The sequence below is a fragment of the Rhodanobacter aciditrophus genome, assembly GCF_042679525.1.
In the GTDB taxonomy this organism is placed as follows: Bacteria; Pseudomonadota; Gammaproteobacteria; order Pseudomonadales; family Marinomonadaceae; genus Marinomonas; species Marinomonas aciditrophus.
The window spans coordinates 289,825-312,194 of the sequence record NZ_JBHTMN010000014.1 but is presented as its reverse complement, the minus strand read 5'-3'; the positions used below and the strand labels follow the sequence as shown (position 1 = coordinate 312,194).

General features: G+C 45.9%; 22 protein-coding genes and 1 tRNA gene. 19 read left to right on the top strand and 4 right to left on the bottom strand.

Translation table 11 applies throughout. The features are described from left to right. The first annotated feature begins 85 nt into the window (after positions 1 to 85). Positions 86 to 1,393: a methyl-accepting chemotaxis protein gene (locus ACFQ45_RS13715; protein ID WP_377368637.1), complete on the top strand. Its 1,308-nt coding sequence runs from the start codon at positions 86 to 88 to the stop codon at positions 1,391 to 1,393. A 118-nt stretch (positions 1,394 to 1,511) separates the two neighbouring features. On the opposite strand, the gene ACFQ45_RS13710 is transcribed toward ACFQ45_RS13715, so the two are convergent. From ACFQ45_RS13710 to flgA, 4 genes are all read right to left on the bottom strand, one after another. Further along, a tRNA-Arg gene (locus tag ACFQ45_RS13710) sits at positions 1,512 to 1,587 on the bottom strand. Between the two features lie 83 nt (positions 1,588 to 1,670). Then, positions 1,671 to 2,147: a flagella synthesis protein FlgN gene (locus ACFQ45_RS13705; protein ID WP_377368635.1), complete on the bottom strand. Its 477-nt coding sequence runs from the start codon at positions 2,145 to 2,147 to the stop codon at positions 1,671 to 1,673. Positions 2,148 to 2,165: 18 nt separating this feature from the next. After that, positions 2,166 to 2,483: a flagellar biosynthesis anti-sigma factor FlgM gene (gene flgM, locus ACFQ45_RS13700; RefSeq protein ID WP_377368633.1), complete on the bottom strand. Its 318-nt coding sequence runs from the start codon at positions 2,481 to 2,483 to the stop codon at positions 2,166 to 2,168. Between the two features lie 110 nt (positions 2,484 to 2,593). Continuing rightward, positions 2,594 to 3,286, bottom strand: coding sequence for a flagellar basal body P-ring formation chaperone FlgA (gene flgA / locus ACFQ45_RS13695; protein WP_377368631.1), 693 nt, complete (start codon positions 3,284 to 3,286; stop codon positions 2,594 to 2,596). Positions 3,287 to 3,413: 127 nt separating this feature from the next. Here flgA and ACFQ45_RS13690 point away from each other — a divergent pair, with 127 nt between their 5' ends. The 18 genes from ACFQ45_RS13690 (at position 3,414) to fliD (ending at position 22,349) form a co-directional block, all read left to right on the top strand. Further along, positions 3,414 to 4,346, top strand: a complete 933-nt coding sequence (locus ACFQ45_RS13690) for a chemotaxis protein CheV (RefSeq protein ID WP_377368629.1) — start codon at positions 3,414 to 3,416, stop codon at positions 4,344 to 4,346. 36 nt (positions 4,347 to 4,382) lie between these two features. Next, a complete protein-coding gene (locus ACFQ45_RS13685) occupies positions 4,383 to 5,216 on the top strand; it encodes a CheR family methyltransferase (protein ID WP_377368627.1) in 834 nt (277 codons plus the stop codon). A 183-nt stretch (positions 5,217 to 5,399) separates the two neighbouring features. Then, positions 5,400 to 5,798, top strand: a complete 399-nt coding sequence (gene flgB, locus ACFQ45_RS13680; RefSeq protein WP_377368625.1) for a flagellar basal body rod protein FlgB — start codon at positions 5,400 to 5,402, stop codon at positions 5,796 to 5,798. Between the two features lie 2 nt (positions 5,799 to 5,800). Then, positions 5,801 to 6,253 carry a flagellar basal body rod protein FlgC gene (gene flgC, locus ACFQ45_RS13675; protein WP_377368623.1) on the top strand — a complete coding sequence of 151 codons (453 nt, stop codon included), beginning with the start codon at positions 5,801 to 5,803 and terminating at the stop codon, positions 6,251 to 6,253. A gap of 11 nt (positions 6,254 to 6,264) precedes the next feature. After that, on the top strand, positions 6,265 to 6,978 hold the full coding sequence (locus ACFQ45_RS13670; RefSeq protein ID WP_377368621.1) for a flagellar hook assembly protein FlgD: 714 nt from the start codon (positions 6,265 to 6,267) through the stop codon (positions 6,976 to 6,978). A gap of 13 nt (positions 6,979 to 6,991) precedes the next feature. After that, complete coding sequence (locus tag ACFQ45_RS13665) at positions 6,992 to 8,662, top strand: flagellar hook-basal body complex protein (RefSeq protein ID WP_377368619.1); 1,671 nt, start codon at positions 6,992 to 6,994, stop codon at positions 8,660 to 8,662. A gap of 128 nt (positions 8,663 to 8,790) precedes the next feature. Further along, positions 8,791 to 9,534, top strand: coding sequence for a flagellar basal-body rod protein FlgF (gene flgF / locus ACFQ45_RS13660; RefSeq protein ID WP_377368617.1), 744 nt, complete (start codon positions 8,791 to 8,793; stop codon positions 9,532 to 9,534). A gap of 36 nt (positions 9,535 to 9,570) precedes the next feature. After that, positions 9,571 to 10,356, top strand: coding sequence for a flagellar basal-body rod protein FlgG (gene flgG, locus ACFQ45_RS13655; RefSeq protein ID WP_377368615.1), 786 nt, complete (start codon positions 9,571 to 9,573; stop codon positions 10,354 to 10,356). An 11-nt stretch (positions 10,357 to 10,367) separates the two neighbouring features. After that, positions 10,368 to 11,027: a flagellar basal body L-ring protein FlgH gene (flgH, locus tag ACFQ45_RS13650; RefSeq protein WP_377368613.1), complete on the top strand. Its 660-nt coding sequence runs from the start codon at positions 10,368 to 10,370 to the stop codon at positions 11,025 to 11,027. A 12-nt stretch (positions 11,028 to 11,039) separates the two neighbouring features. Continuing rightward, positions 11,040 to 12,131, top strand: coding sequence for a flagellar basal body P-ring protein FlgI (locus tag ACFQ45_RS13645; RefSeq protein WP_377368611.1), 1,092 nt, complete (start codon positions 11,040 to 11,042; stop codon positions 12,129 to 12,131). A gap of 8 nt (positions 12,132 to 12,139) precedes the next feature. Beyond that, positions 12,140 to 13,093, top strand: coding sequence for a flagellar assembly peptidoglycan hydrolase FlgJ (flgJ, locus tag ACFQ45_RS13640; protein ID WP_377368609.1), 954 nt, complete (start codon positions 12,140 to 12,142; stop codon positions 13,091 to 13,093). 140 nt (positions 13,094 to 13,233) lie between these two features. Beyond that, the gene (flgK, locus tag ACFQ45_RS13635; protein WP_377368607.1) at positions 13,234 to 15,204 is read left to right on the top strand and encodes a flagellar hook-associated protein FlgK; all 1,971 of its coding nucleotides are present in this window, start codon (positions 13,234 to 13,236) and stop codon (positions 15,202 to 15,204) included. Between the two features lie 6 nt (positions 15,205 to 15,210). Further along, complete coding sequence (gene flgL / locus ACFQ45_RS13630) at positions 15,211 to 16,428, top strand: flagellar hook-associated protein FlgL (protein WP_377368605.1); 1,218 nt, start codon at positions 15,211 to 15,213, stop codon at positions 16,426 to 16,428. A 14-nt stretch (positions 16,429 to 16,442) separates the two neighbouring features. Next, entirely contained in the window at positions 16,443 to 17,990 is a 1,548-nt protein-coding gene (locus ACFQ45_RS13625) for an HD-GYP domain-containing protein (protein WP_377368604.1), read from the top strand. A gap of 204 nt (positions 17,991 to 18,194) precedes the next feature. Continuing rightward, positions 18,195 to 19,058 carry a flagellin N-terminal helical domain-containing protein gene (locus tag ACFQ45_RS13620; protein WP_377368602.1) on the top strand — a complete coding sequence of 288 codons (864 nt, stop codon included), beginning with the start codon at positions 18,195 to 18,197 and terminating at the stop codon, positions 19,056 to 19,058. A gap of 513 nt (positions 19,059 to 19,571) precedes the next feature. Then, positions 19,572 to 20,432: a flagellin domain-containing protein gene (locus ACFQ45_RS13615; protein WP_377368600.1), complete on the top strand. Its 861-nt coding sequence runs from the start codon at positions 19,572 to 19,574 to the stop codon at positions 20,430 to 20,432. A gap of 61 nt (positions 20,433 to 20,493) precedes the next feature. After that, positions 20,494 to 20,922 (top strand): flagellar protein FlaG, encoded by a 429-nt coding sequence (locus tag ACFQ45_RS13610; protein WP_377368598.1) that lies wholly within the window; start codon positions 20,494 to 20,496, stop codon positions 20,920 to 20,922. Positions 20,923 to 20,957: 35 nt separating this feature from the next. Next, positions 20,958 to 22,349 (top strand): flagellar filament capping protein FliD, encoded by a 1,392-nt coding sequence (gene fliD / locus ACFQ45_RS13605; protein ID WP_377368596.1) that lies wholly within the window; start codon positions 20,958 to 20,960, stop codon positions 22,347 to 22,349. Positions 22,350 to 22,370: the final 21 nt, after the last annotated feature.

The window sequence follows — 22,370 nt, the reverse complement described above, 5'->3', positions numbered from 1 at the left end:
ATGTTGTGCAGGAATGTGACCCATACTCTATGCTCATTAAAGTGATTCATGGACGTCAAATCGCGGAATAGCCTGAGGGGGTAAGATGTTTTTTGGTTCACGTATACAGACATCAACACAACAACAAAAAACCGATAGCGAGCATGCGCTATTTAAGCTGAAAAGCGAGTTGGATGCGATTAAGTCCAATGCCGCTTTCATACGATTTGATCCAAACGGTGTGATCCTCGAAGCAAATAAGCTGTTTTTAGAAACGGTGGGGTATGCTTTAGAAGAGGTGGTTGGTCAGCACCATCGAATCTTTTGCCAAGAGTCCTTGGTTAAGTCAGAAGCTTATAGTGAATTTTGGGCCGATCTTGCTCAAGGGCATTCCTTTAGAGATACCTTTACTCGGGTTAAGAAGGATGGCACTTTGTTGATCCTAGAGGCGGCTTACTTTCCTGTTAAAGATGAACAAGGGGCGGTGTTTGAGGTCATTAAGATTTGTCATGATGTGACCGCCAGACAACGAAACCTTGAGTCTAAGGATGCCATTCTAGATGCGTTAGACCGCTCCCAAGCGGTGATTGAGTTTCTGCCGGATGGCACTGTTATTAATGCTAATCAAAACTTCCTTGCCGTTATGGGATACAGTCAATCGGATGTGGTTGGCAAACACCACCGTATGTTTTGTGACGATGCTTTTTATAAAGAGAACCCAAGGTTTTGGGAGTCATTGGCAGATGGCAAGCTTTCGTCTGGACGTTTTAAACGGGTAAACAGTGATGGCAAGGTGATTTGGCTGGAGGCCACTTATAATCCCATTTTAGATGAGACGGGTAAGGTCTATAAAATCATCAAATTTGCCTCTGACATCACGTCTCGAGTGAGCATTGCTATGACGGCGGTTGATATGGCCGCAGCGACATCAGAACAAACCAGTCAAATCACCACTAACGCAGTACAGGTACTCAATGAGGCTGTTAATACCTCTCACCGAATTGCGGCTCAAGTAGGACATGCATCCGAGATTGGAGAAGAGTTAAAAGAACAGTCGAAAAGTATTTCTGACATGGTGGTGACCATTCATTCGATTGCGGATCAGACGAATTTGCTGGCGCTTAATGCGGCCATTGAAGCGGCTCGTGCGGGTGACGCTGGGCGGGGCTTCTCGGTTGTGGCGGACGAAGTCCGTAAGCTTGCCAGCAACACGGCAGAGGCAACTGCTGAGATCTCTCGGGTTGTGGAGCGCAACCATGAATTGATCAATAACATAGACCAAGAGCTGGCATCCGTGTCAGGGATTGCTATGCACGGGCAAGAAAGCATCAACAATGTTTCCAATGGTCTTGAAGAAGTGCGTCAAGGAGTTGAGCAGTTCGTACAAATGGTAGAGGCCATGAAACCATCCTAATCTTTAATTTTATGGTTTAAGCGGTCTGAAGCTCTCTTTGAGTAGTGTCTTATTGCAAATGCTGACGGTGCTTGCGAGAAATAAATAAGCCGCTCGTCGAAGCGGCTTTAAAAAACTGTGGCGTCTCCACCAGGACTCGAACCTGGAATAGCCGCTTAGGAGGCGGCAGGTATATCCCGTTTACCTATGGAGACACTGGCGGCTAGTATACTGAATTCTCTTGGTGTCGCCAAGATAAGCTAGATATGTGGCTGATTTATAAGCAGTTATGGGTTTGTTAAGCGCGGCCTAAGGTGTGCTTGCTACTCACTGGGCGTGTGTTGCCGCTGGCGGTGTAGACTTTGTTTTTGCGGCTGTGGCCTTGGAGTGTTTCAAACATCACTTTATTGCGCTTTTGCAGGGTGCTGAGTATGCGGGCGTTAGTGAAGTTTTCTTTTTTACATTGCTCAAGAAGCTCGTTGCAGGCGTCGGCCATTTGTTTGACGTCGTCCATGGTGGCGGGTTGTTGGGCCAGCCAATCTTTGAAGACAAAGTCTGGAGCTTTGGCTTCTACCACACCGAATTTGATTAGCATTTTAGCGCGTTTTTGGTTAGCGGATTCGATGGTGTCGAGTAGGGATTTTTTTTCTGCGGCAAGTTGCAGGATGTCATCTGCTGTGGCGGTTGCAAGGGCGGAGCGCTCACGTGACAAAACCTCAAGCAGTTGCTCGAGGCTTTCTTTCATTTGTACAAACAGCGGGGCAAGCGGGATCATGGGGGCCAGTCGCTAATATTAGCTAAACAGGGCGTCCATAGACATCATGTTGCCAGCAAGCTTCTCAGTATCGATTTTGTACTCGCCTGCAGCAATGGCTTGTTTGATTTGCTCTACTTTGTCCATGTCGATGGCTGAACTCTCGGAGTCAGATCCTTTAGATTGCAGAGATTGAGCCACACTGCTAAGTTGCACTGTGTCTTCCGCTAGGGTTTCTTTGCTGTCTACAGATGAAGTAGACGCATTAGAAGAAGCGTTCGCTTCGTCTTTGGAAACTCGTTCGTTTTTGGTGGTTAGAGACGGTTGAGTACCGACTCCATTTAAGTTAATTGCCATGTTGCTTGCCTCCAGAAATTAGTCCGCTAACCCAGTTATCGGTTAAGCACAGCAAAACTTTAATAAAAAGTTCGAGTTTTTTAACTGAATTGAGCAAGTCGCTTATACGATCAATAGTTTACTAAAACCTCGCTGTCGCTGACAACTTTTCCGTACACAATTCGACCAGAACTGGTGTTTTCTACACGTATTTGTTGGCCTTGTACGCCATCTTCTAACGCGGTGCCATTCATTTTCACAATAATGCCGCCACTTTTAGCGGTTATGAGCACGCTACTGCCTTTTTTTACTAAGTTTGGCTTGTCAGTAAGTTGGTCGGTGATGAAGCTATTGATACGAATGTTGCGTGAGGCAATCAGGCCGTAGGGCGGGTTAGTGTCGGTATATAGGTGACCTCGCAAAGTGGATAAGTCGATTTCGCCTATATCTGTGTTACTTTTAGTGATGCGCTCTCCACGGGAGATGGGGGTGATGGCTTTAATGCCTTGAATGAAGATATGTTGCTCCACCGGTACGTAAGACTTCCAGAAAGGTTCCTCGCAGCTGATGGCGTAGGTGGTTCTACGGGTGGCTTCTGGACGTTGATTTTCTATGGTGATTTGCTCCGGTGAGCAATCAGGTAGGTAATTTAAAGCCACTTGGTTTTGTAGTTCAATGCTGATGCGAGCGTCCGGATAAATGGATTGTAGGCGCGGGTATTCTTCGTTTTTGATGAAGTGTTGGATTTGCGTTTCTATTTGTGACGCATGACTCCCAGTAGAAATAAAAAAGAGTAAGATGGTCAAAAGCTTGACTCGACCCATCGTAAATCTCCAGAGATGTGGACTTGGGTTAGTAAAAAAACAAAAATCACTCTATCATTTGGAGAGAGATTTTCATAACAATAGGGTTTCTCCCTTTTAATAGAGCGCATAATTTGAGGAGGCGTGTATGGCCGGAGTTCTCGAGAGTGTAAATCAGCGTACTCAACTCGTTGGAGAGAACCGTCTTGAGCTATTGCTATTCCGACTGAACGGCAAGCAGATTTACGGTATCAACGTTTTCAAGGTAAAAGAAGTTCTGCAATGTCCCAAGCTGACCACTATGCCACACAGTAGTCCAGTCGTACGCGGGGTTGCTCACATTCGTGGTGGCACGATTCCTATTTTGGATTTGGGGTTGGCGACGGGAGCGAGCCCTATTGAGAACATTGAGCACTGCTTTGTCATCATTACGGAATACAACCGCCGCATTCAAGGGTTTTTGGTCCGTGGTGTAGAGCGTATCGTTAACATGAATTGGAGCGATATTCAGCCGCCACCAAAAGGCTTATCCAATGACAACTATTTGACTGCCGTATGTCAGGTAGACAAAGAGATGGTTGAAATCATCGATGTAGAGCAGATCCTTTCTGAGGTGGCTCCGACTCGTCAAAACATCACTGCGGGTATCGTAACGGATGATGTTCAAACTAACGCCCAGAACCATCATATCTTGATTGTAGACGATTCCTCTGTGGCTCGTAAGCAGATCAAGCGTTGTATGGAAGATGTAGGCTTTGCTACAACGGTGTTGTGTGATGGCAAAGAAGCCTTGGATTATTTGCAAGGCATGGTCGCTGATGGTGTGGATATTACCCGTGAGTTTTCCATGGTCATTTCTGATATCGAGATGCCGGAAATGGATGGCTACACTTTGACCACTGCTATCCGTAATGACAGTCGTCTGCAAGACTTGTTTATCTTGCTGCATACCTCTTTGAGTGGTGTGTTTAACGAAGCAATGGTTAAGAAGGTTGGTGCAGATGGTTTCTTGGCGAAGTTCCAGCCGGATGAACTTGCACGTATTGCAATCGAAACGGTTGAAGCACAGGCTGAAGCTTAAGTTTAGTTGAATTTGCTTGTGCACTAAGGAGTCTGGATGCAGAGCAGTACGAATACGATTTCTCCCGGCGGGTACGATCGATTTCGCAAATACTTGCAGAAAGAGAGCGGTATTTCATTAAGCGAAAATAAGCAGTATTTGGTGGCCAGTCGCTTAGGTAAGCTACTGGAGCGTGAGAAATTCACTAAAATTGAAATGTTGGTGGATGCATTGGAGCGTGGTGGGCGTTCGGCGAAGCTTCGGGAAGAAGTGATTAACGCCATGACGACCAACGAGACCTTGTGGTTTCGTGATACGCATCCATTCAAGATTTTGAAGGATGTGGTGTTGCCTGAGTTCTCTCAGCGCCCTGTACGTATCTGGTCTGCAGCGTCTTCTACTGGCCAAGAACCTTACTCAATTAGTATGGTGTTGGATGAATATAAGCAAATGAAACCCAGTGCTTTGAAAGCAGGGGAGCGTATTGTCGCTACGGACATTTGTACTAATATTTTGATGCACGCAAAACAAGGTGAGTACGACAGTTTGGCCATTGCTCGAGGGTTGAGCCCTGATAAGCAAAATCGCTATTTTGAGAAGCTGTCTGAAAGTACTTGGAAAGTGAAACCTGCGGTGGCTTCTCGGGTAGAGTTCCGTTATCTGAATTTGATTGATTCGTTCAGCTCATTGGGAAAGTTCGACATCATTTTCTGTCGCAATGTACTGATCTATTTTACTGCCGAAACTAAGGCCGATATCTTGAAGCGTATGCATGCCAGTTTGAATCCTGGAGGGTTTTTATTCCTTGGGGGGTCAGAGGCATTGAGCGGTATGTCTTCTTTGTTTGATATTGTTCAATGTCATCCGGGTATCGTTTACCGGGCTAAATAACATTTCTTAATTTAGGCTATGCTAAAACGGCAACTCGATTTTCGGGTTGCCGTTTTTTGTTTGCCGCCTCTTGCCGCTTAAGGGTAGCTTATTTTTCAAGTTACTGAAAAATAAGGAATTTATATTTGGCACTTATCTTGCTAAACAAGTTGTAAGTAATCAAATTTTACCAACGAGGATTTCATGGCTATCTCTTTTAACGACGCATTTGCTGGACACGATAAGACGCTACTGTTTCGCAGTGCTCGTGCTTCCGTGTTAGCAAATAACATCGCCAACGCAGATACGCCCCACTACAAAGCTCGTGACATCACGTTTGATTCCATGTTGGAAGCAGAGCGTAGCAGATTGGAATTGTCAGGTGATGATGATCAGCACATTGCTGCGAGCAGTTCTTTTTCAACAGGCAGTGATGAGATGCTTTACCGCAATCCAAGTCAGCCGTCTCTTGATGGTAATACGGTGGATATGCAGCGTGAGCAAGCGGAATTTGCCCAGAACTCGTTGCAATTTGATACAAGTTTTATGTTTTTGGATAGAAAAATCAGCGGCATGAAGAAAGCGCTTACCGGAGGTCAATAATAATGTCTTTAAGTAATATTTTTGCCATTTCTGGTTCTGCGATGAGTGCCCAAACGGTTCGCCTAAATACGGTGGCCAGTAACATCGCTAACGCTGACAGTGTGGCGAGTTCAGTTGACCAGACCTATCGTGCCCGCAAGCCTGTGTTTGAGCAGATGCTGACCCAAGAGATGCGTGAACGTGGCTGGAATGCCCAAGGCGGTGTTATGGAAAATGCATCCGGTATGGGCGTTCAGGTAGCCGGTATTATCGAGTCTGATGCGCCGCTTCAACCGCGCTATGAGCCTGATAGTCCGATGGCTAACGAAGAAGGTTATGTGTTCTATCCAAATGTGAATCCGGTGGAAGAAATGGCGGATATGATGTCTGCATCGCGCTCTTTCCAAACCAACGTTGAAATCATGAATTCTGCAAAAAGCATGATGCAGAAAATGTTGACCTTAGGCCAATCCTAAGGAGGTAGGTTATGTCAGACGTTTCTTCTAATTCCGCTTTATCGAGTCTGATTTCGCAATATGGTACAGACAGTGCCAAGGCGAAGGCAGGCGTTTCAGAGGATACAACCACATCCGGTCTAACGGACAGTTCGTCTGCGTTAGCGGATCAGGATGTCTTCTTGCAGCTGTATATTGAACAGTTGAAAAACCAAGACCCAACGTCACCTCAGGAAACCGGTGATATGGTGTCTCAAATGGCTCAGTTTAGCTCACTGGAACAGTTGACCAGTATGGCGGCACAGATGTCGAGTATGTCTGAGTCTTTGATTTCCAGTCAGGCGCTTACGGCTTCTACTTTGGTGGGCTCTTATGTGTACGTTGACCAGGAAACTGCATCTGTGGTGGATGGTAGCTCAACTTACGTTAAAACGTCTTTCACGGATGATTCTGTCTCCAATACGCTGAAGATCTATAATAGTTCTGGTGAGTTGGTGGATTCGGTGTCTCTTACGGATGAAGAGTACGTTTGGGATGGCACAGACGCTGAGGGCAATGTGGTGGATGATGGTACTTATACCTTCATAGCAACCTCTACCAACAGTGATGGTGAGGTGACACAGCTGACGACACAGATTCCAGCACGCATTAATGGGGTGACCATTAACGGTGAAGATGGCACGACGTTAAACGTTGCAGATTATGGCAAGCTGGCTCTCACTGACGAGCTAGAGATTTTAGGTTAACGAGGGAATAATTATGGGTTTTAATACAGCACTTTCTGGTATCAAAGCGTCAGCTGATTTCCTCAGCACGACCGGTAATAACATTGCAAACTCTGACACCACTGGCTTCAAGAAATCTCGTATCGAGTTTGGTGACTTGTACAACACGAGTGTCATTGGCGCTGGTAGTAGTAACACTATTGGTAGTGGTGTGAGCGTGAATAACATCGCTCAAGAGTTTTCTTCCGGTAACATTGCTTACACAGATAACAACCTAGATTTGGCCATTGATGGCACAGGTTTCTTCGTCCTAGATGTGGGCGGCACCCAGGCTTACACCCGTGCAGGTGACTTTAAACTGGATGAAGAAGGTTACTTGGTCACTAATGACGGCGCCTATGTTCAGGGGTATAACGCTGTCAATGGCGTGATTGGTGGTTTCTTAGAAAACCTTGTGGTGCCAACAGAGCGTATTGCACCTGAGGCCACCAGTGAATTGACCATTGAAACTAACTTGAACTCTGAAGCGGATGACATTCCTGCGTATGTTTCTTCTACGTTTGATCCATCTGATCCAGATACTTACACCTACACTCAAACTCAGAATGTGACAGATACGGCGGGTGATCAGCATGTGGTGACCTTGTACTATGCGAAATCTGAGTCGCCAAATACTTACCAGGTATACGCAACCGTTGATGGTGATACCACAGATGCGGCGGGTAATGATTGGTTATCTGACTACTTTGTGACCTTCGATGATGAAGCAGGTACAACAAACGGTAGTGGCAGTTACGAAGCCATTTATTCAGGCACTACTGAGCCTGATGTGGGTGACCTAAGTACTTTTGTTAACTTGGCGATCAATGGTGTGGACGAAGATGGTGATACCGTGGCCTTAACATTGGACCCATCGGTAAATGGTACCTTAACGACTCCAGCAAGCTATGCGCGTCGTGACTTTGATCCAACGGATCCTGAGACCTACACCTACGGTAACACGAATACAGTTTACGATGCTCTGGGTGAGTCCCATACCATTGGTTACTACTTTATCAAGCAAGGTGAAGATAATACTTGGGAAATTAAGATTACGGTTGATGGAGAGACCACTAACGCTAATGGCGATCCATTCCTAGAAGAAGATACCAATGTGACCTTTGATTCTGAAGGTAACATCTCTGGTACTTATGTGGGTTACTCTCCATACGCGGTAGCAAACCCAACCCAATTGAGTATTACTGGATGGGATCCAACCGATGCGTTTGCAGAGCTGGAAATTGACTTGGGGGCTTCTACTCAGTACGCCCTGACAAGCTCGGATACCTTTAGTCAAAATGGTTTTGCGGCAGGTGAGTTGCAGGGTGTGAGTTTTGATGACAATGGTTTCTTGATTGCCAGCTACACTAACCAACAAACGGCAGTACTTGGGCAAATCGCTCTAGCTGCTTTTGATAACGTGGATGGTTTAACGCCAGCAGGTGATACGGCGTGGGTGGCAAGCTCTGACTCTGGAGCGGCAAATGTCGGCAAGCCGAATACGGGGACCTTTGGCAGTATTCAAGGGGGCGCGTTAGAGGAATCGAACGTAGACTTGACGGAAGAGCTGGTGGCCTTGATTGAGGCTCAGCGTAACTATCAGGCTAACAGTAAGACGCTAGAGACCGAGAATACCGTGACACAGACGATTATTAACCTTCGTTAATCGCTAAAAATATTGGATTTAAAAGCCCAGCTTATGCTGGGCTTTTTTGTGTTTGCTGTGTGGTTTGAAGTTGGCACGCTATTTGTTTATAGAAAGGTTAACGACAGTATTTTTATTAAGGGTGATGTATGGATAGAGCATTGTATTTAGCCATGTCTGGGGGGACTCAAGTCATGGATGCTCAAGGTATTCACGCCAATAACTTAGCGAACGTTGCGACCACAGGGTTTAGAGCGGATTTCGAGCAAGCTCGTTCTATGCAGGTAAACGGTCAGCACTATCCATCACGTGTTTACGCTATGACGGAAAACCCAGGTACTCGTTATGATTTAGGGGCGTTACAACAAACCGGACGAGACATGGATATCGCCATCCAAGGCGATGGTTTTATTGCAACCCTTGATGGCTTAGGGCGTGAGGTGTATTCCCGCGCTGGGGATCTTCAGCTGACGGCTGCGGGCCAGCTTGTGACAGGCACAGGTTTGCCTGTGATGGGAATTGATGGTCCTATTTTTTTGCCGCCTCTAGACTCACTTTCTATTAGCGAAGACGGCATGATTTCTATCATTCCTCAGGGTGGCGATGGCACTCAAATTACCGCATTGAATCGACTGAAGCTGGTGTCTGCGGAGCCAGAGCAATTGGTGAAGGATTCCGATGGCCTGCTGCGTACTCGTAATGGCGAAGAGTTGCCTCAAGACAATAATGTAAGGGTGTTATCTGGGTTCCTTGAAAGCAGTAATGTGAATGCGGTGGAAGAGATGACACAGATTATGGCGCTCGCCCGTCGTTTCGAAATGAATATCAAGGTAATGGATACGGTTCGCACCAACGAAGATGCGTCCGCTAGGATTTTACAGCGTAATGCCTAATAGGGATTACGACAGCTTTTTTGTAAGGGGATAATTATGCATTCTGCACTATGGGTCGCTAAGACTGGTTTGTCTGCTATGGACAGACAGTTGTCTGTGATTTCAAACAACCTTGCCAACGTTTCTACCACCGCTTTCAAGAAAGATCGTGCGGTATTTGAAAATCTGATGTATCAAACTTTGCGTGCGCCAGGTGGCTTGTCTGCTCAAAACACTGAGTTGCCTTCTGGTTTGCAGATCGGTGCGGGTGTGCGTGTAACAGGGACGCAAAAAAACTTTTCTGAAGGGGATTACAATGTCACTGATCGTCAGCTTGATGTGGCGATCCAAGGGGCGGGCTTTTTTCAAATCCTGCAGCCAGATGGCTCTATTGCTTATACCCGTGACGGCTCATTTCAATTAAACAGTGATGGGGATATTGTGGATTCTAGCGGTATGTTGTTGGAACCGAATATTACGATTGATCCCGATGTCGTAGAGATCACTATTGGCGATGATGGTGTTGTCTCTGTGCTGCGTGCTGGTGAAACGGATACAGAAGAAGTGGGCGCGATTAACACGGTCAACTTTATTAACCCGGCAGGTCTTAATTTCTTGGGTGGCAACTTGTATCAGCAAACCACTGCCAGTGGTGATCCTATTGTGGGTGTGCCTGGGGAAGATGGGTTAGGTTCTGTGAGCCAGGGGATGCTGGAGGCGTCAAACGTTAACTCGATTGAAGAGTTGGTGAATATGATTACTACCCAGCGTGCCTATGAAATGAACTCCAAGGTCATTTCTACGGCAGATGGTATGTTGAGCTTTGTGAATCAGCAACTTTAAAGGTATTAGTTATGCGTTATCTTCTTGTTTTGTTGCCGTGTGTGTTAGTTGGGTGTGCTTCCGTAGAACAAACACCAGTTTCGGATGAGCCCTACTATGCGCCAGTGATACAGCCAACCATGCAGTATTCTCAAAATACCGAAGGCGGTATTTATCAAACGGGCATGGGAGATGTATTCTTTGGTGATAAAAAGGCAAGAAGAGTAGGGGATGTGCTAACTGTTACTTTGTCTGAAAGTACCAGTTCTACCAAATCCAACGCTGCGAATGTGACCAAGTCATCGTCATCCACTATTCAGAACCCAACGATTTTGGGCGTACCTATTGGTTTGGATACGGAACTTCCTGGGATGAATAGCGACTTTGCTGGCAGTGCAGATGCCAACCAAAGTAACAGTCTGACAGGGAGCATTACTGTGACCGTTTATGAGGTTTACCCTAATGGGTTGCTGGCGGTGCGCGGTGAAAAATGGATTACCTTAAACCGCGGTCAAGAGTACATCCGCTTGTCTGGTTTAGTGCGTGAAGAAGACATCGGCTCTGACAATACGGTGGAGTCTATCCGTTTGGCGGATGCGCGTATTGCTTACTCTGGTACGGGCGAATTAGCCGCTGGCAGTGAGCAAGGCTGGTTAACCCGTATCGTTAACTCCAGTTGGTTACCATTTTAAGGTGCATGATCGATGAAGATTAAATCCTGTTTGGCTTTTGTGGTATTGCTTAGCGTGGCTTCCAGTGCTTTTGCAGAGCGCTTAAAGGATATTGCCAGTGTGGCAGGTGTGCGTGATAACCAGTTGTTTGGTTATGGTTTAGTGATCGGTCTAAATGGTACAGGTGATGATACGGATTTCACCAACCAAAGCTTTATTAGTATGTTGAACCAATTCGGCATTACCTTGCCGGATGGGGCCAGTACTGACGCGGACAACGTGGCGGCTGTGTCATTGACGGCAACCTTGCCACCTTTTTCAAAGCCTGGTCAGGCGATTGATGTCACCGTGTCTTCATTAGGGAATGCCAGCAGCTTGCGTGGCGGTACCTTGTTGCTGTCTGCTCTGAAAGGGGCGGATGGTCAGGTCTATGCTATTGCTCAAGGGAACTTGGTTGTGGGTGGATTAGGTACTAATGGTAACGATGGCTCCCGTCAGGCGGTTACTATCCCAACAGTTGGGCGTATTCCTAACGGTGCGACGGTAGAAAAAGCGGTTGCGAACAGCTTTAACCGTGGTGATACCCTTACATTTAATTTAAATCGCCCGGACTTTACCACGGCCAAGCAAGTGGTAGACACGATTAATGGTTTACTAGGGCCTGGGGTTGCCCAGTCACTGGATGCGACTTCTATTCGTGTGACGGCTCCACGTGATCCATCTCAGCGGGTTACTTTCCTATCCGTACTTGAGAATCTAGAGGTTGAATTAGGTCGTGAGCGGGCGAAGATTATTGTGAACTCGCGTACAGGTACCATTATTATTGGTCAGAATGTCACTGTGTCTCCTGCTGCGGTGACCCACGGCAGTTTGACTGTGACCATTATGGCGAATCCAGAGATTGGTCAGCCGGATTTGCCAAATGGGCAGCCCACTTTAGCGCCTCGTCAGGAAATTCAAACGGATGAGGACAGCGGACATATGTTTGTCTTTAACCCTGGTGCTTCACTTAATGATATTGTGAGAGCGGTTAACCAAGTAGGTGCTGCGCCAGGGGATGTGATGGCCATTTTAGAAGGCTTGAAACAGGCCGGTGCCTTGAACGCTGATGTGGTTGTGATTTAGGTTATCTTATGAGCCGGATAGACAATAATACCTTTTTCGCGGATTTTAACTCCCTCGCTAATTTGAAAACTCAGGCTCAAAAAGATCCTGATGCCGCGTTAAAGAAAGTTGCGCAAGAGTTCGAGGCAATTTTCATTAATATGCTATTTAAGAATATGCGTAGCGCCAATGAAACCATCGGTGGTGGTCTATTCGATAGCTCTCAAACTAAGCAATACACTGAAATGATGGATTCTCAGATGGCCCAGTCATTGGCTGGATCCGGGGGGATTGGCTTGGCTGATGCTTTGGTGCGGCAATTCCAAGGAAAGGGAAGTGGCAATAATAGTCCTGCCGATGCTCAAGAATCTGAAGCTGATTTCCTAACACGTCTGTCCACCTTAGATACGTCTCATATTCAAGCGGTGGCTAAAAAAGCCGCCCAAGAGTTAGCGGGGAATGTGTCCTTAGATAGCTCTTCTGAGACGGCCACATTAAGCGTTGATGATGTGGTGTTTTCTTCCCCTGATAGCTTTGTGGCGTCACTTTGGCCCCATGCCCAAAAAGCAGGTGAGCAGTTAGGGGTGGACCCGAAAGCCATCTTGGCACAGGCCGCCTTGGAAACAGGCTGGGGTAAGTACCCTATGGCTAAGGATGATGGCTCTCCAAGTTATAACATGTTTGGCATTAAGGCCGATCATCGTTGGGGAGGTGATCGAGCTTTGGTCAATACTTTGGAATTTCGTGGCGGCATTCCTAAACAAGAAAAAGCCTCATTCCGTGCCTACGATTCTTTTGCAGAAAGCTTTGCCGACTATGCGCAATTTTTGCAGTCCGGTGATCGGTATAAAAATGCCTTACAAGTCGGTGGCGATGCGGCAAGCTTTGCCGCTTCTTTGCAGCAAAGCGGCTATGCGACCGATCCTCAGTATGCTGAGAAAATCACTAATATCCTTTCTAGTAAATGGTTCAAATCCCTGTAAAACAATGGTTTAAGGGATATTTTGAACACCCTCTTGTAGGGCAGATCTGTACTTATTTTAAGTTGGTAAAGTAATTGCATTATCTGACGATAACAGAAGGGTAAGCCCTTCAGCTTTTTAGTTTTCACGAGGTTAGCGGAATGAGTTCCAGTCTTTATTCAATCGGTTTGTCAGGTTTGCAGTCGAGCACGGCACGCATCTCTACGACGGGTCAAAATACCGCTAACGTCGATACGGAAGGCTATAGCCGTCAATCTACTTCAACGGTGAGTGTTTCCGGTGGTGGTGTCCGTATTCAGGATACTGAGCGAGTGGTTAATCAGTATATTAACCAGCAACTTTGGTCAGATACCTCTACTTATAACTATTACGAAAGCTACCACTCCATGATGTCGAGTTTTGACGCCATCTTTGGGGAGGAGAGCGTTTCGATCTCGACTTATGTGGACAATGCCTTTAGTGCATTGCAAACAGCAAACAGCGACCCAACAGACAGTGCCGCTCGATCTAACGCTTATGCAAACTTAGATGAGTTGGTGGCTCAATATAATGAGCTGGCGGATTATATTTCGACCCAGAAAAATCTGGCTAACGAAGAAATCAACGATAGCATAGATACGATCAATAATTTGACGTCCCAGATCTCTGATCTGAACAGCCAGATCTACAAGTTGGAATCCTCTACGGGATCGACAGCTAATGAGCTCCGTGACACCCAAGAGCAATTAGTGAAAGAGCTGTCTGAGTACCTGGATGTCAAAGTGAAGTATGATGACAATGATTTGATGACAGTTAACTTGGCGTCAGGTCAGCCCCTTGTCTTACAAGGCAGTAGCAATGAGCTACGCTTATCATCTGACTCGAGTAATCCAGACAATGAACTAAGCATTAGTTTAGATTTTGGTAAATACGATGTTGGGGTGACTTCGGAAGATTTGGGGGGATCAGTGGGGGGCTTGATTTCCTTTAGGAATGAATTCGTAACCAGTGCCGAGCGCATGTTAGGTCAACAAGCTTTGGTTCTAGCTGACACCATGAACACCCAAAACCAGTTAGGCTTAGATGCAGATGGTGGTTATGGCATTAATTTGTTTTCCACCGGAGCAATTAATGTTACCCCTAACGCTAATAACAGCGATTCAGACCTGACCATTTCTGCACAGGTGACGTCAGGCTCCTCTGGGGATGTGACCACAGACACTTATGAAGTAGTCATGACGTCTGCCACGGCGTTTAAAGTGGTGACATACGATGTGTCTGGCAATATTACCGGTGAATCTGACAATGTGGATATTACTGGCAATACTGGACAGCCTTATGAAGTAGAGGGTTTAGGGGTGTCTATTACCCTTGATCCTGCGTCGTCATATGCATCAGGAGATAAATTTCAGTTTATTCCAACTAAGAATGCAGCATCGACTTTGGATCTGTCTGCTCGCTCTGGTGATGATTTAGCGTTGGCTGCGCCCATTGCGGTGTCTAGCAGTTCGTCTAATCTTTCTGATGTGGAAATAGCCATTTCCTCTATTACGAATACAGACCCGTCTTCGTCGGCTTTTGCCCAATCGGGAGGTTTGTATCCATCCGCACCTCAGACGTTAAATTTTACTGCCAGCGATGAGATGGAAGTGTTGGATGCTAACGGTAATGTGTTGGCAACTGTTACGGGTATTACTGATTATTCTAATCTGTTAGAGCAAGCAGGCTTAGCAGATGATGCAGGGTTTGATATTAGTTTGGACGGTACACCCACTGCAGGGGATACCTTCTCCATGAGCTTTAACGACTCTGGTGAGGCGGATAACTATAATGGTTTATTGTTAGCGAACCTGCAAAACGCTTCGACGGTAGGAGGCACACAAACTTACAGTGAAGCCTTTACGTCTTTAGTCACTGAAGTGGGGAGCTTGACGGCTTCTTTATCGACGAATGCGGATTCCAGTGAAGTCATTATGAATCGTTCGGAAGCGGCACGAGATGAGATTTCTGCTGTCAGCTTGGATGAAGAAGCCGTGAACTTGTTGCGTTACCAACAATCTTATACTGCCTCTGCTCAGATACTGACAGCGGCTCAAAGTACATTTGCAACGCTTATCAGTGCGTTGGGGTAGGTTATTATGCGAGTTACTAGTAATTTAATTTACAACCAGTCCATGCAGTCGATGGCCAAAGCCAATGAGCGCTTATTAAAAGTTCAAGAGCGTATCGCAGAGCAGTCAGATATTGTTCGCCCAAGCGATGACCCTAGTGGCGCTGGTCAGGTTATGCGATTGCAGGCTGATACTAAGTTGTTGGAACAGTACGAAGACAATATGACCTTGGCGACCAACTCTTTGGAGTATGAGTCTGTCGCACTGGAAAGCTTGAATGATGTGTTAGATGAAATAAATGTGCTGATGATCCAGGCGGAAAACGGCGCAAATTCTCAAGATGATCTTGATTCCATAGCGGGTGAAATTGAGAGCCTGGTTACTGCTGCAGCAGATCTAATGAACTCTAAGGATTCCAATGGTCAGTATGTATTCGCTGGTACTGACTCGAGCAGCCCCGCTTTCGAAAAAGATGCGACGGGTAAATATGTGTATTCGGGTAACGAAGCACAGAAAAACATGCAAATCTCCGAAACCATCAGTGTGGCCACCAATGACTCCGGTAAAAAAGTATTTGAGGACGTTTGGACGCGCAATACTTTCACTGCCAATGTAACAGCCGGCACTGCAACCTTATCTTTTGCAGTGTCGGATCAGGATGCCTATGATGATTTCGTTGCGAACAACTTCAGTGCTGTCGACGCGACATTGAATGACTTTACACTGACAACCGCAGCCGGTGCCCCTGATCAATTTGAATTGACCGATAGCAGTGGCAACGTTTTGGCCAGTGGCGATTATGAGTCAGGTAATGCGATTACGGTAAACGGTATGTCTTTCACACTCACTGGTGCTGTGGGTAGCACCGTTGATGTGACGATTGATACGCCTGAGCGCGATAATGTACTAAACCAAATCATGGGGGCTGTAGCCGCATTAAAAGATACATCTTTAACAGATGCGGAGCGTGATGCAGCTATGTTGGATGCTTCTAAAAGCATTTCTAATACTCAAGTCAGCATTGGTACAGCATCTTCGCGGGTGGGGGCAAGCTTAAATACTATTTCCAGCCGTACTGAATTTAACTCGTCGAAACAGATCTATAATGCCACAGCCCAAGAGAACATCGGTGGCTTGGATGTGTATGAGGCGACAACTCAGTTAGAGCTTACTGAGTCTGCTCTATCGGCCTCACAATTGTTGTTCACACGGTTGAGTGGCTTATCCCTGTTTAATTCGTTATAGATTAAGGGTATTTGATGGCGAAGTTTGATGTAACGAATCTGTTTGGTGTAGACATCGGCTTTGCCTATTTTAATGTCATTGAGCTGATAGACGCCTTGGGCATTAAAAATGATGTACTCAAGAGCAAGCGTGTTGCCAGTTTAATTAAACAACACAGTGCAAAGCATCACATAGTAACCATCGCCATCCGCCAAGTGACCTTGGCAGAACTTAAACCCATTCTTAACAGTAAATTCTTACCCTTTGACCCTTACTTTCAAGTGGGGGATATGCATACCGCTGAGCGTGAGCGATTGTATGAAGCGGAAGAAAAGCTGCTGTTTATTTGTTGGTCCCTAGCCACCGGTAAATCCATCAAAGGCTTGAAGCGCCTTAAACCAGATTTTAACACCCGTGATTGGCGTGAAATGTATGTTGCGGGGCGCAGTCTGTATCAATTGTTTCGTCAGATTCTGAACGATAATACTCGCGAGTATGTGTTGGACTATAAGCAAGGCAACGTGGATGAAGATGGTCGTGTGAATCAACCTGCTTCTGTCTCTGTACCCCCAACACCGCACGGGGGTATTTCAGAGGCAACTTCTTCGGCGACTGGGGTGATTGCTCGGCCTGATCGAGCCCTCTCTATCGAGCCAACGCCATACACAAAAGAAATCCCGGTAGCGCTTCGCTTGATGACCCAGGGCACGGCTTTGATTCAGGAGCAAGTGGCCCTGTTACAGACTGGCAAAGCCCTAGACTACCCCAAATTAAGTGGTTTTGTGCAAAAGCTGATTGCTAGCCATGAGCGTAACCCCTATGCCTTATTGTCATTGCGACACAACAAATCTGAAGACGCTTATTTAGCACAGCATACCTTGGGGTGTGCTGTGCTGGCCTGTCATTTGGCTAAAGGGCTTGAGTTAGAGCCTCGTTATGTTGAAGTGATTAGTATCGCTGCTTTGCTGTTTGATATTGGTCGCTTCAAATTACCTGCTCCCATTGTTAACAAAGCAGGGAAGTTGTCTGAAGCAGAGTACTCCTTAATGCGCAAGCATGTGCACTTTGGTGAGGGCTTGTTACAAGTGACGCCCTCAATCCCAAAAGTGGTGTATCAAATGCTTTGGGATCACCATGAAAGAGTTGATGGCTCTGGCTATCCGAATGGTAAAGAAGGAGATGAGATCAGTGTTTATGGCAAAATAGGCGCAATTGTTGATGCCTATGACTCCATGACCTCAGAGCAGCCTTTTAAGCACTCCATTACGCCAAGTGGTGCCTTGCGTAAAATGTCTAAAGAATCTGGCTTGGCCTTTGATAAGAAGCTTCTTGAACTTTTCATCAAAAGCTTGGGAAGTGTTCCTGTTGGCTCTTGTGTAGAGCTTTCTAATGGCCGCTTAGGTTTTGTGCTGACCCTGAACAAACAGCTTAAACCTTCACTTGTTAGGCAAGTCTATAGCTTACCTACTAAGACCTTTATACCTGCTGCGGACATTCCTGTGGACCGCAATGAAGATGTGTCAATTTCTAAAATTATCCTGCCATCCGACTACGACCTTAGATTTGTCGATCATATTAGTTAAATTTAGCTAAAGAATCGTCTCTCCTGCCGATAAAAGTACTGTAAGCAAGTTGTGTTATTGGGTTCCAAAAAAGTTAAAAAAAATTGAAAAATTTATTAAAGCTTTTTCACAACCAGACGATAACTTAACTAAGCAAGGCGCAACCAAATAATCAATTAAATCAAAAGGTTGCCTAAGAAATTTTACGTTCTAGGAGAAATTATCATGGCTCTTTATGTAAACACTAATACGTCTTCATTGAATGCTCAAAACAACCTAATGAAGTCAGGTAGCACACTTGATACAGCGTACCAACGTCTGTCTTCAGGCTTGCGCATCAACTCTGCTGCAGACGATGCTGCGGGTCTACAAATTTCTAACCGTTTGACCTCACAAATCAACGGTTTGAACCAGGCTGTTCGTAACGCGAACGACGGTATCTCTCTAGCACAGACTGCTGAAGGTGCCTTGGATGAAACCACAAGTATGCTACAGCGTATGCGTACTCTAGCTATTCAGTCTGCTAACGGTTCGAACACTGATGAAGACCGTGTTGCACTGCAACAAGAGATGGCTCAGCTTTCAGAAGAAATTAACCGAGTGGCTGATACAACTACTTTTGGTGGTCAGAACCTACTAGATGGCTCTTACTCAGGTACTTTCCAAGTGGGTGCGGATGCAAACCAAACGATTTCATTTTCTTTGAGTTCATCTAACTCATCGGGTACTGCTGGTGCCGGTTTTGCTGTATCAGGTATGAACTCTGCTGGTTTAGCTGCGACAGATTTGTCTATTTCTTCAGCGGACAATGCTCAGAGTATGATTTCTATTCTCGATGGTATGATTGCTGCGGTGGACTCTAAGCGGGCCGAGTTGGGTGCGGTGCAAAACCGTTTTAGCTCAACAATTAACAACTTAAGCAACATTTCTGAAAACGTGTCTGCTGCCCGTTCACGTATTCGTGACACAGATTTCGCTGAAGAGACTGCTTCTTTAACGAGCGCTCAGATCCTACAGCAAGCTAGCTCAACTATCTTGGCTCAGGCAAACCAGCGTCCTCAAACAGCCTTGTCTTTACTAGGAGGCTAGGCATAAAAAAAGAGCGGCTGATCAGGCCGCTCATTACGAAGCAAATTTCGAATGCCGGAGGCAAGAGGTTTGGCGAAGGCATTCGAAACCTTTCTCGCTTCTTTCTCCTAGAAGTGATTTTAAGCCAAGTGTTAGCGCACTTGGCTTTTTTTGGCGAAGACTTGGCGGTCTTCGCTCTTTATTTGTACAGCAAACCACGTGCCAAATTTTTAAATCATCAGTATCGATAGAATTTCAAGGAAAGGTCATTGAAAGGGCATATTTGCGCTTTTTTTACGGCGGTAGAAGAAAAAATAAAAATAAAAAAACTTGTTTGATAACAATAGATTGCCGTATCTGGCGGAGAAATATTGCCGCTAAAGGAAAAAAAATTCAAAAAAAGCCTAAAGCTTTCGTAAAGGACGCCGTTACCTACAACAAGAGGTTTATGGTGCAAATGAGATTTGGCGATCTCGGCACTCATTAGAGGTTCTGCTTGGCGGCAGGCCACAAAGGCGAAACTAGGAGGCTATTATGGCTTTATATGTAAATACTAATACATCATCGTTGAACGCTCAGAACAACTTGATGAAATCAGGTTCCACACTTGATACAGCTTACCAGCGCTTGTCTTCTGGCTTGCGTATCAACTCTGCGGCAGATGATGCAGCGGGTCTTCAAATTTCTAACCGTTTGACTTCTCAGATCAACGGTTTGAACCAAGCAGTTCGTAACGCGAACGACGGTATTTCCTTGGCGCAAACAGCTGAAGGTGCCTTAGACGAAACGACAAGTATGCTTCAGCGTATGCGTACCCTTGCAGTTCAGTCTGCCAACGGTTCCAACACTGATGAAGACCGTGTTGCACTGCAACAAGAGATTGCACAGCTTGGCGAGGAGATCAACCGTGTAGCATCCGATACTACTTTCGGTGGACAAAACCTACTGGATGGTTCTTACTCAGGTACTTTCCAAGTGGGCGCGGATGCGAACCAAACGATTTCATTCTCTTTGAGTTCATCTAACTCATCGGGTACTGCTGGTGCCGGTTTTACTGTATCAGGTATGAACTCTGCTGGTTTGGCTGCTACAGGTTTATCAATCTCTTCTTCTGACAATGCTCAAAGTATGATTTCTATCATCGATGGCATGATTGCTGCGGTTGACTCTAAGCGTGCTGAGTTGGGTGCGGTGCAAAACCGTTTCAGCTCTACTATTAACAACTTGAGCAACATCTCTGAAAACGTATCGGCTGCCCGTTCACGTATTCGTGATACAGACTTCGCCGAAGAAACTGCAGCCTTGACCAGCGCTCAGATCTTGCAACAGGCAAGTTCCTCTATTCTAGCCCAGGCTAACCAGCGTCCTCAAACTGCGCTATCCTTACTAGGTTAATATTGAGTAATGCCAAAAAGCTGGAGTATTACTCCAGCTTTTTTGTTTTGGGAGAGTACCCATGTCAATTAATTCCGATTTTTCAAAGTTATCTGTGACACCTCTGCAAACCGGCCAGGGGAATCAGCTGAGTGAGCAAGAATTTGTGAAAGAAAAGCAAATGGAAGCTCAAGTTGTACAGCAAACGGCCGATAGCAATCCTATGGACACAGGGTCTGAGAATGGCAGTGATCTTGCAAGCTCTAAGCAAGAGGCCGTCGACGAGCCAAAGGTTGAAGAAGTTAATGTCAAAATGCGACAGCTCAGTTTAGGGGTGTCATTTGAGTTAACAGACGAGTCCGAAAACATAGTTAAAGTGATTGATCAAGAAACTGGCGATTTGGTTCGTCAAATTCCTTCGGAAGAATTCTTGAAAATGTCTGATCGTCTTGATGAGATATTTGGTGAATTAAATAGCCTAAAAGGGAACCTGATCAATAGCGAAGTTTAAGTTAGCTCTTTGCTTATGAGCTAAGGGAGAAAAGTATGTCAGTTACATCACTTGGTGTTGGTTCTGGTCTAGACCTTGAAACCCTCGTAGAGAATATGATCTCGGTGCAGCGAGACACTAAGGTTAGCGCATACGAAGATAAAATCAGTGACTACGAATCAGAAGTTTCTGCCTACGGTGCGATAAAATCCGCATTAGAAAAGTTTGAAACCTCCGTCGAAACCCTTGCAGACAGTGATCTATTCACTGGTCGTACTGCTACCCTTACCCAGCCAACCAGCGGCGATATCATTTCAGTTGAGGCTGACAGTGATGCGTCTAATGGCTCCTACAATATCTCTGTTTCCCAATTGGCCCAAGGCAGTCGAAGTGTGTCCGCGGCAGGCTTATTTAGCACCTCTGATGATGTAGTCAGCAGTGTTGGTGGTGATTTAACTTTCACCGCTGGAGACGAAACCTTCACCATTAGCGTTGCGGCTGGTACGACTCTTTCTGAGCTTCGCGAACAAATCAATGATGATGAGAATAACTTTGGTGTGTCCGCTAACTTAGTAGATGACGGCTCAGGTAACGTTTATTTGACGCTAAATTCTGATGTGACAGGTGATGGCAATGATTTGGTCGTTACCAATACGGACGAATCTTTAGACAGCGTGTCTTCTGTGGCGACGGGGGCTGGTACCGCAGGGTTAAGTATTGCTGCGGATGATGCTGCTCAGGATGCAGTGATCGATGTGGATGGTATTGAAATTCGCAGCGACACTAATACCTTTGAGGGAGCTGTTTCAGGTTTAACGATCAAAACCTTGGCGGTGTCTGAAACGGACGCGAATGGTGATCCAGAAGCGGCTACAGCAACGGTAGATTACGACACTGAAACCGTTCAAGAAACCCTAGAAGGTTTTGTCTCAGCATATAACTCATTGCTCTCTGTCTTCGATACTTATACAGATTCGGATGCCATATTAAATGGCAGCAGCTTGGTTCGGGGACTTGAAGGTACCTTGAATAGCGATTTGATGACCATTTTTGATGATGCAGGCTCCTTAAGTACCATCTTTGATCTCGGTATTGAAATGGCCGATGATGGCACCTTATCTTTAGATAGCACTGCTTTCGCAGATGCTATGGAGGAAAGCTACGATGATGTGGTATCGCTTTTCTCTGGTGATACGGGGTTGGCCAGTATCATGGAAGACATGTTGAGTAATTACACTGGCTCAAGTGGCCTGTTGAAAGACATGGTTGATACGTCACAAGCTTCTGCGGATAAAACAGAAGAGTCATTGGAGAATTTCGAATATCGCATGGAGCTTTACGAAGAGCAATTACGTGCTCGATTTACGACATTGGATACGCTCTTGGCGAACTTGAGTTCCAATGGTGACTACTTGTTAACTCAGCTAAGCAGCTTAAGCAGTAGCTAATTAAGGCTCGTTGTAACATAA

Excerpts from the sequence above, each read along its gene's own strand:
- flgL (WP_377368605.1), top strand. The coding sequence starts at position 15,211 with ATGCGAGTTACTAGTAATTTAATTTACAACCAGTCCATGCAGTCGATG.
- ACFQ45_RS13685 (WP_377368627.1), top strand. The coding sequence starts at position 4,383 with ATGCAGAGCAGTACGAATACGATTTCTCCCGGCGGGTACGATCGATTT.
- flgH (WP_377368613.1), top strand. The coding sequence starts at position 10,368 with ATGCGTTATCTTCTTGTTTTGTTGCCGTGTGTGTTAGTTGGGTGTGCT.
- flgA (WP_377368631.1), bottom strand. The coding sequence starts at position 3,286 with ATGGGTCGAGTCAAGCTTTTGACCATCTTACTCTTTTTTATTTCTACT.
- flgF (WP_377368617.1), top strand. The coding sequence starts at position 8,791 with ATGGATAGAGCATTGTATTTAGCCATGTCTGGGGGGACTCAAGTCATG.
- ACFQ45_RS13690 (WP_377368629.1), top strand. The coding sequence starts at position 3,414 with ATGGCCGGAGTTCTCGAGAGTGTAAATCAGCGTACTCAACTCGTTGGA.
- ACFQ45_RS13625 (WP_377368604.1), top strand. The coding sequence starts at position 16,443 with ATGGCGAAGTTTGATGTAACGAATCTGTTTGGTGTAGACATCGGCTTT.
- flgC (WP_377368623.1), top strand. The coding sequence starts at position 5,801 with ATGTCTTTAAGTAATATTTTTGCCATTTCTGGTTCTGCGATGAGTGCC.
- ACFQ45_RS13665 (WP_377368619.1), top strand. The coding sequence starts at position 6,992 with ATGGGTTTTAATACAGCACTTTCTGGTATCAAAGCGTCAGCTGATTTC.
- flgG (WP_377368615.1), top strand. The coding sequence starts at position 9,571 with ATGCATTCTGCACTATGGGTCGCTAAGACTGGTTTGTCTGCTATGGAC.
- ACFQ45_RS13645 (WP_377368611.1), top strand. The coding sequence starts at position 11,040 with ATGAAGATTAAATCCTGTTTGGCTTTTGTGGTATTGCTTAGCGTGGCT.
- fliD (WP_377368596.1), top strand. The coding sequence starts at position 20,958 with ATGTCAGTTACATCACTTGGTGTTGGTTCTGGTCTAGACCTTGAAACC.
- flgJ (WP_377368609.1), top strand. The coding sequence starts at position 12,140 with ATGAGCCGGATAGACAATAATACCTTTTTCGCGGATTTTAACTCCCTC.
- flgK (WP_377368607.1), top strand. The coding sequence starts at position 13,234 with ATGAGTTCCAGTCTTTATTCAATCGGTTTGTCAGGTTTGCAGTCGAGC.
- ACFQ45_RS13610 (WP_377368598.1), top strand. The coding sequence starts at position 20,494 with ATGTCAATTAATTCCGATTTTTCAAAGTTATCTGTGACACCTCTGCAA.
- ACFQ45_RS13615 (WP_377368600.1), top strand. The coding sequence starts at position 19,572 with ATGGCTTTATATGTAAATACTAATACATCATCGTTGAACGCTCAGAAC.
- flgM (WP_377368633.1), bottom strand. The coding sequence starts at position 2,483 with ATGGCAATTAACTTAAATGGAGTCGGTACTCAACCGTCTCTAACCACC.
- ACFQ45_RS13670 (WP_377368621.1), top strand. The coding sequence starts at position 6,265 with ATGTCAGACGTTTCTTCTAATTCCGCTTTATCGAGTCTGATTTCGCAA.
- ACFQ45_RS13620 (WP_377368602.1), top strand. The coding sequence starts at position 18,195 with ATGGCTCTTTATGTAAACACTAATACGTCTTCATTGAATGCTCAAAAC.
- flgB (WP_377368625.1), top strand. The coding sequence starts at position 5,400 with ATGGCTATCTCTTTTAACGACGCATTTGCTGGACACGATAAGACGCTA.
- ACFQ45_RS13705 (WP_377368635.1), bottom strand. The coding sequence starts at position 2,147 with ATGATCCCGCTTGCCCCGCTGTTTGTACAAATGAAAGAAAGCCTCGAG.
- ACFQ45_RS13715 (WP_377368637.1), top strand. The coding sequence starts at position 86 with ATGTTTTTTGGTTCACGTATACAGACATCAACACAACAACAAAAAACC.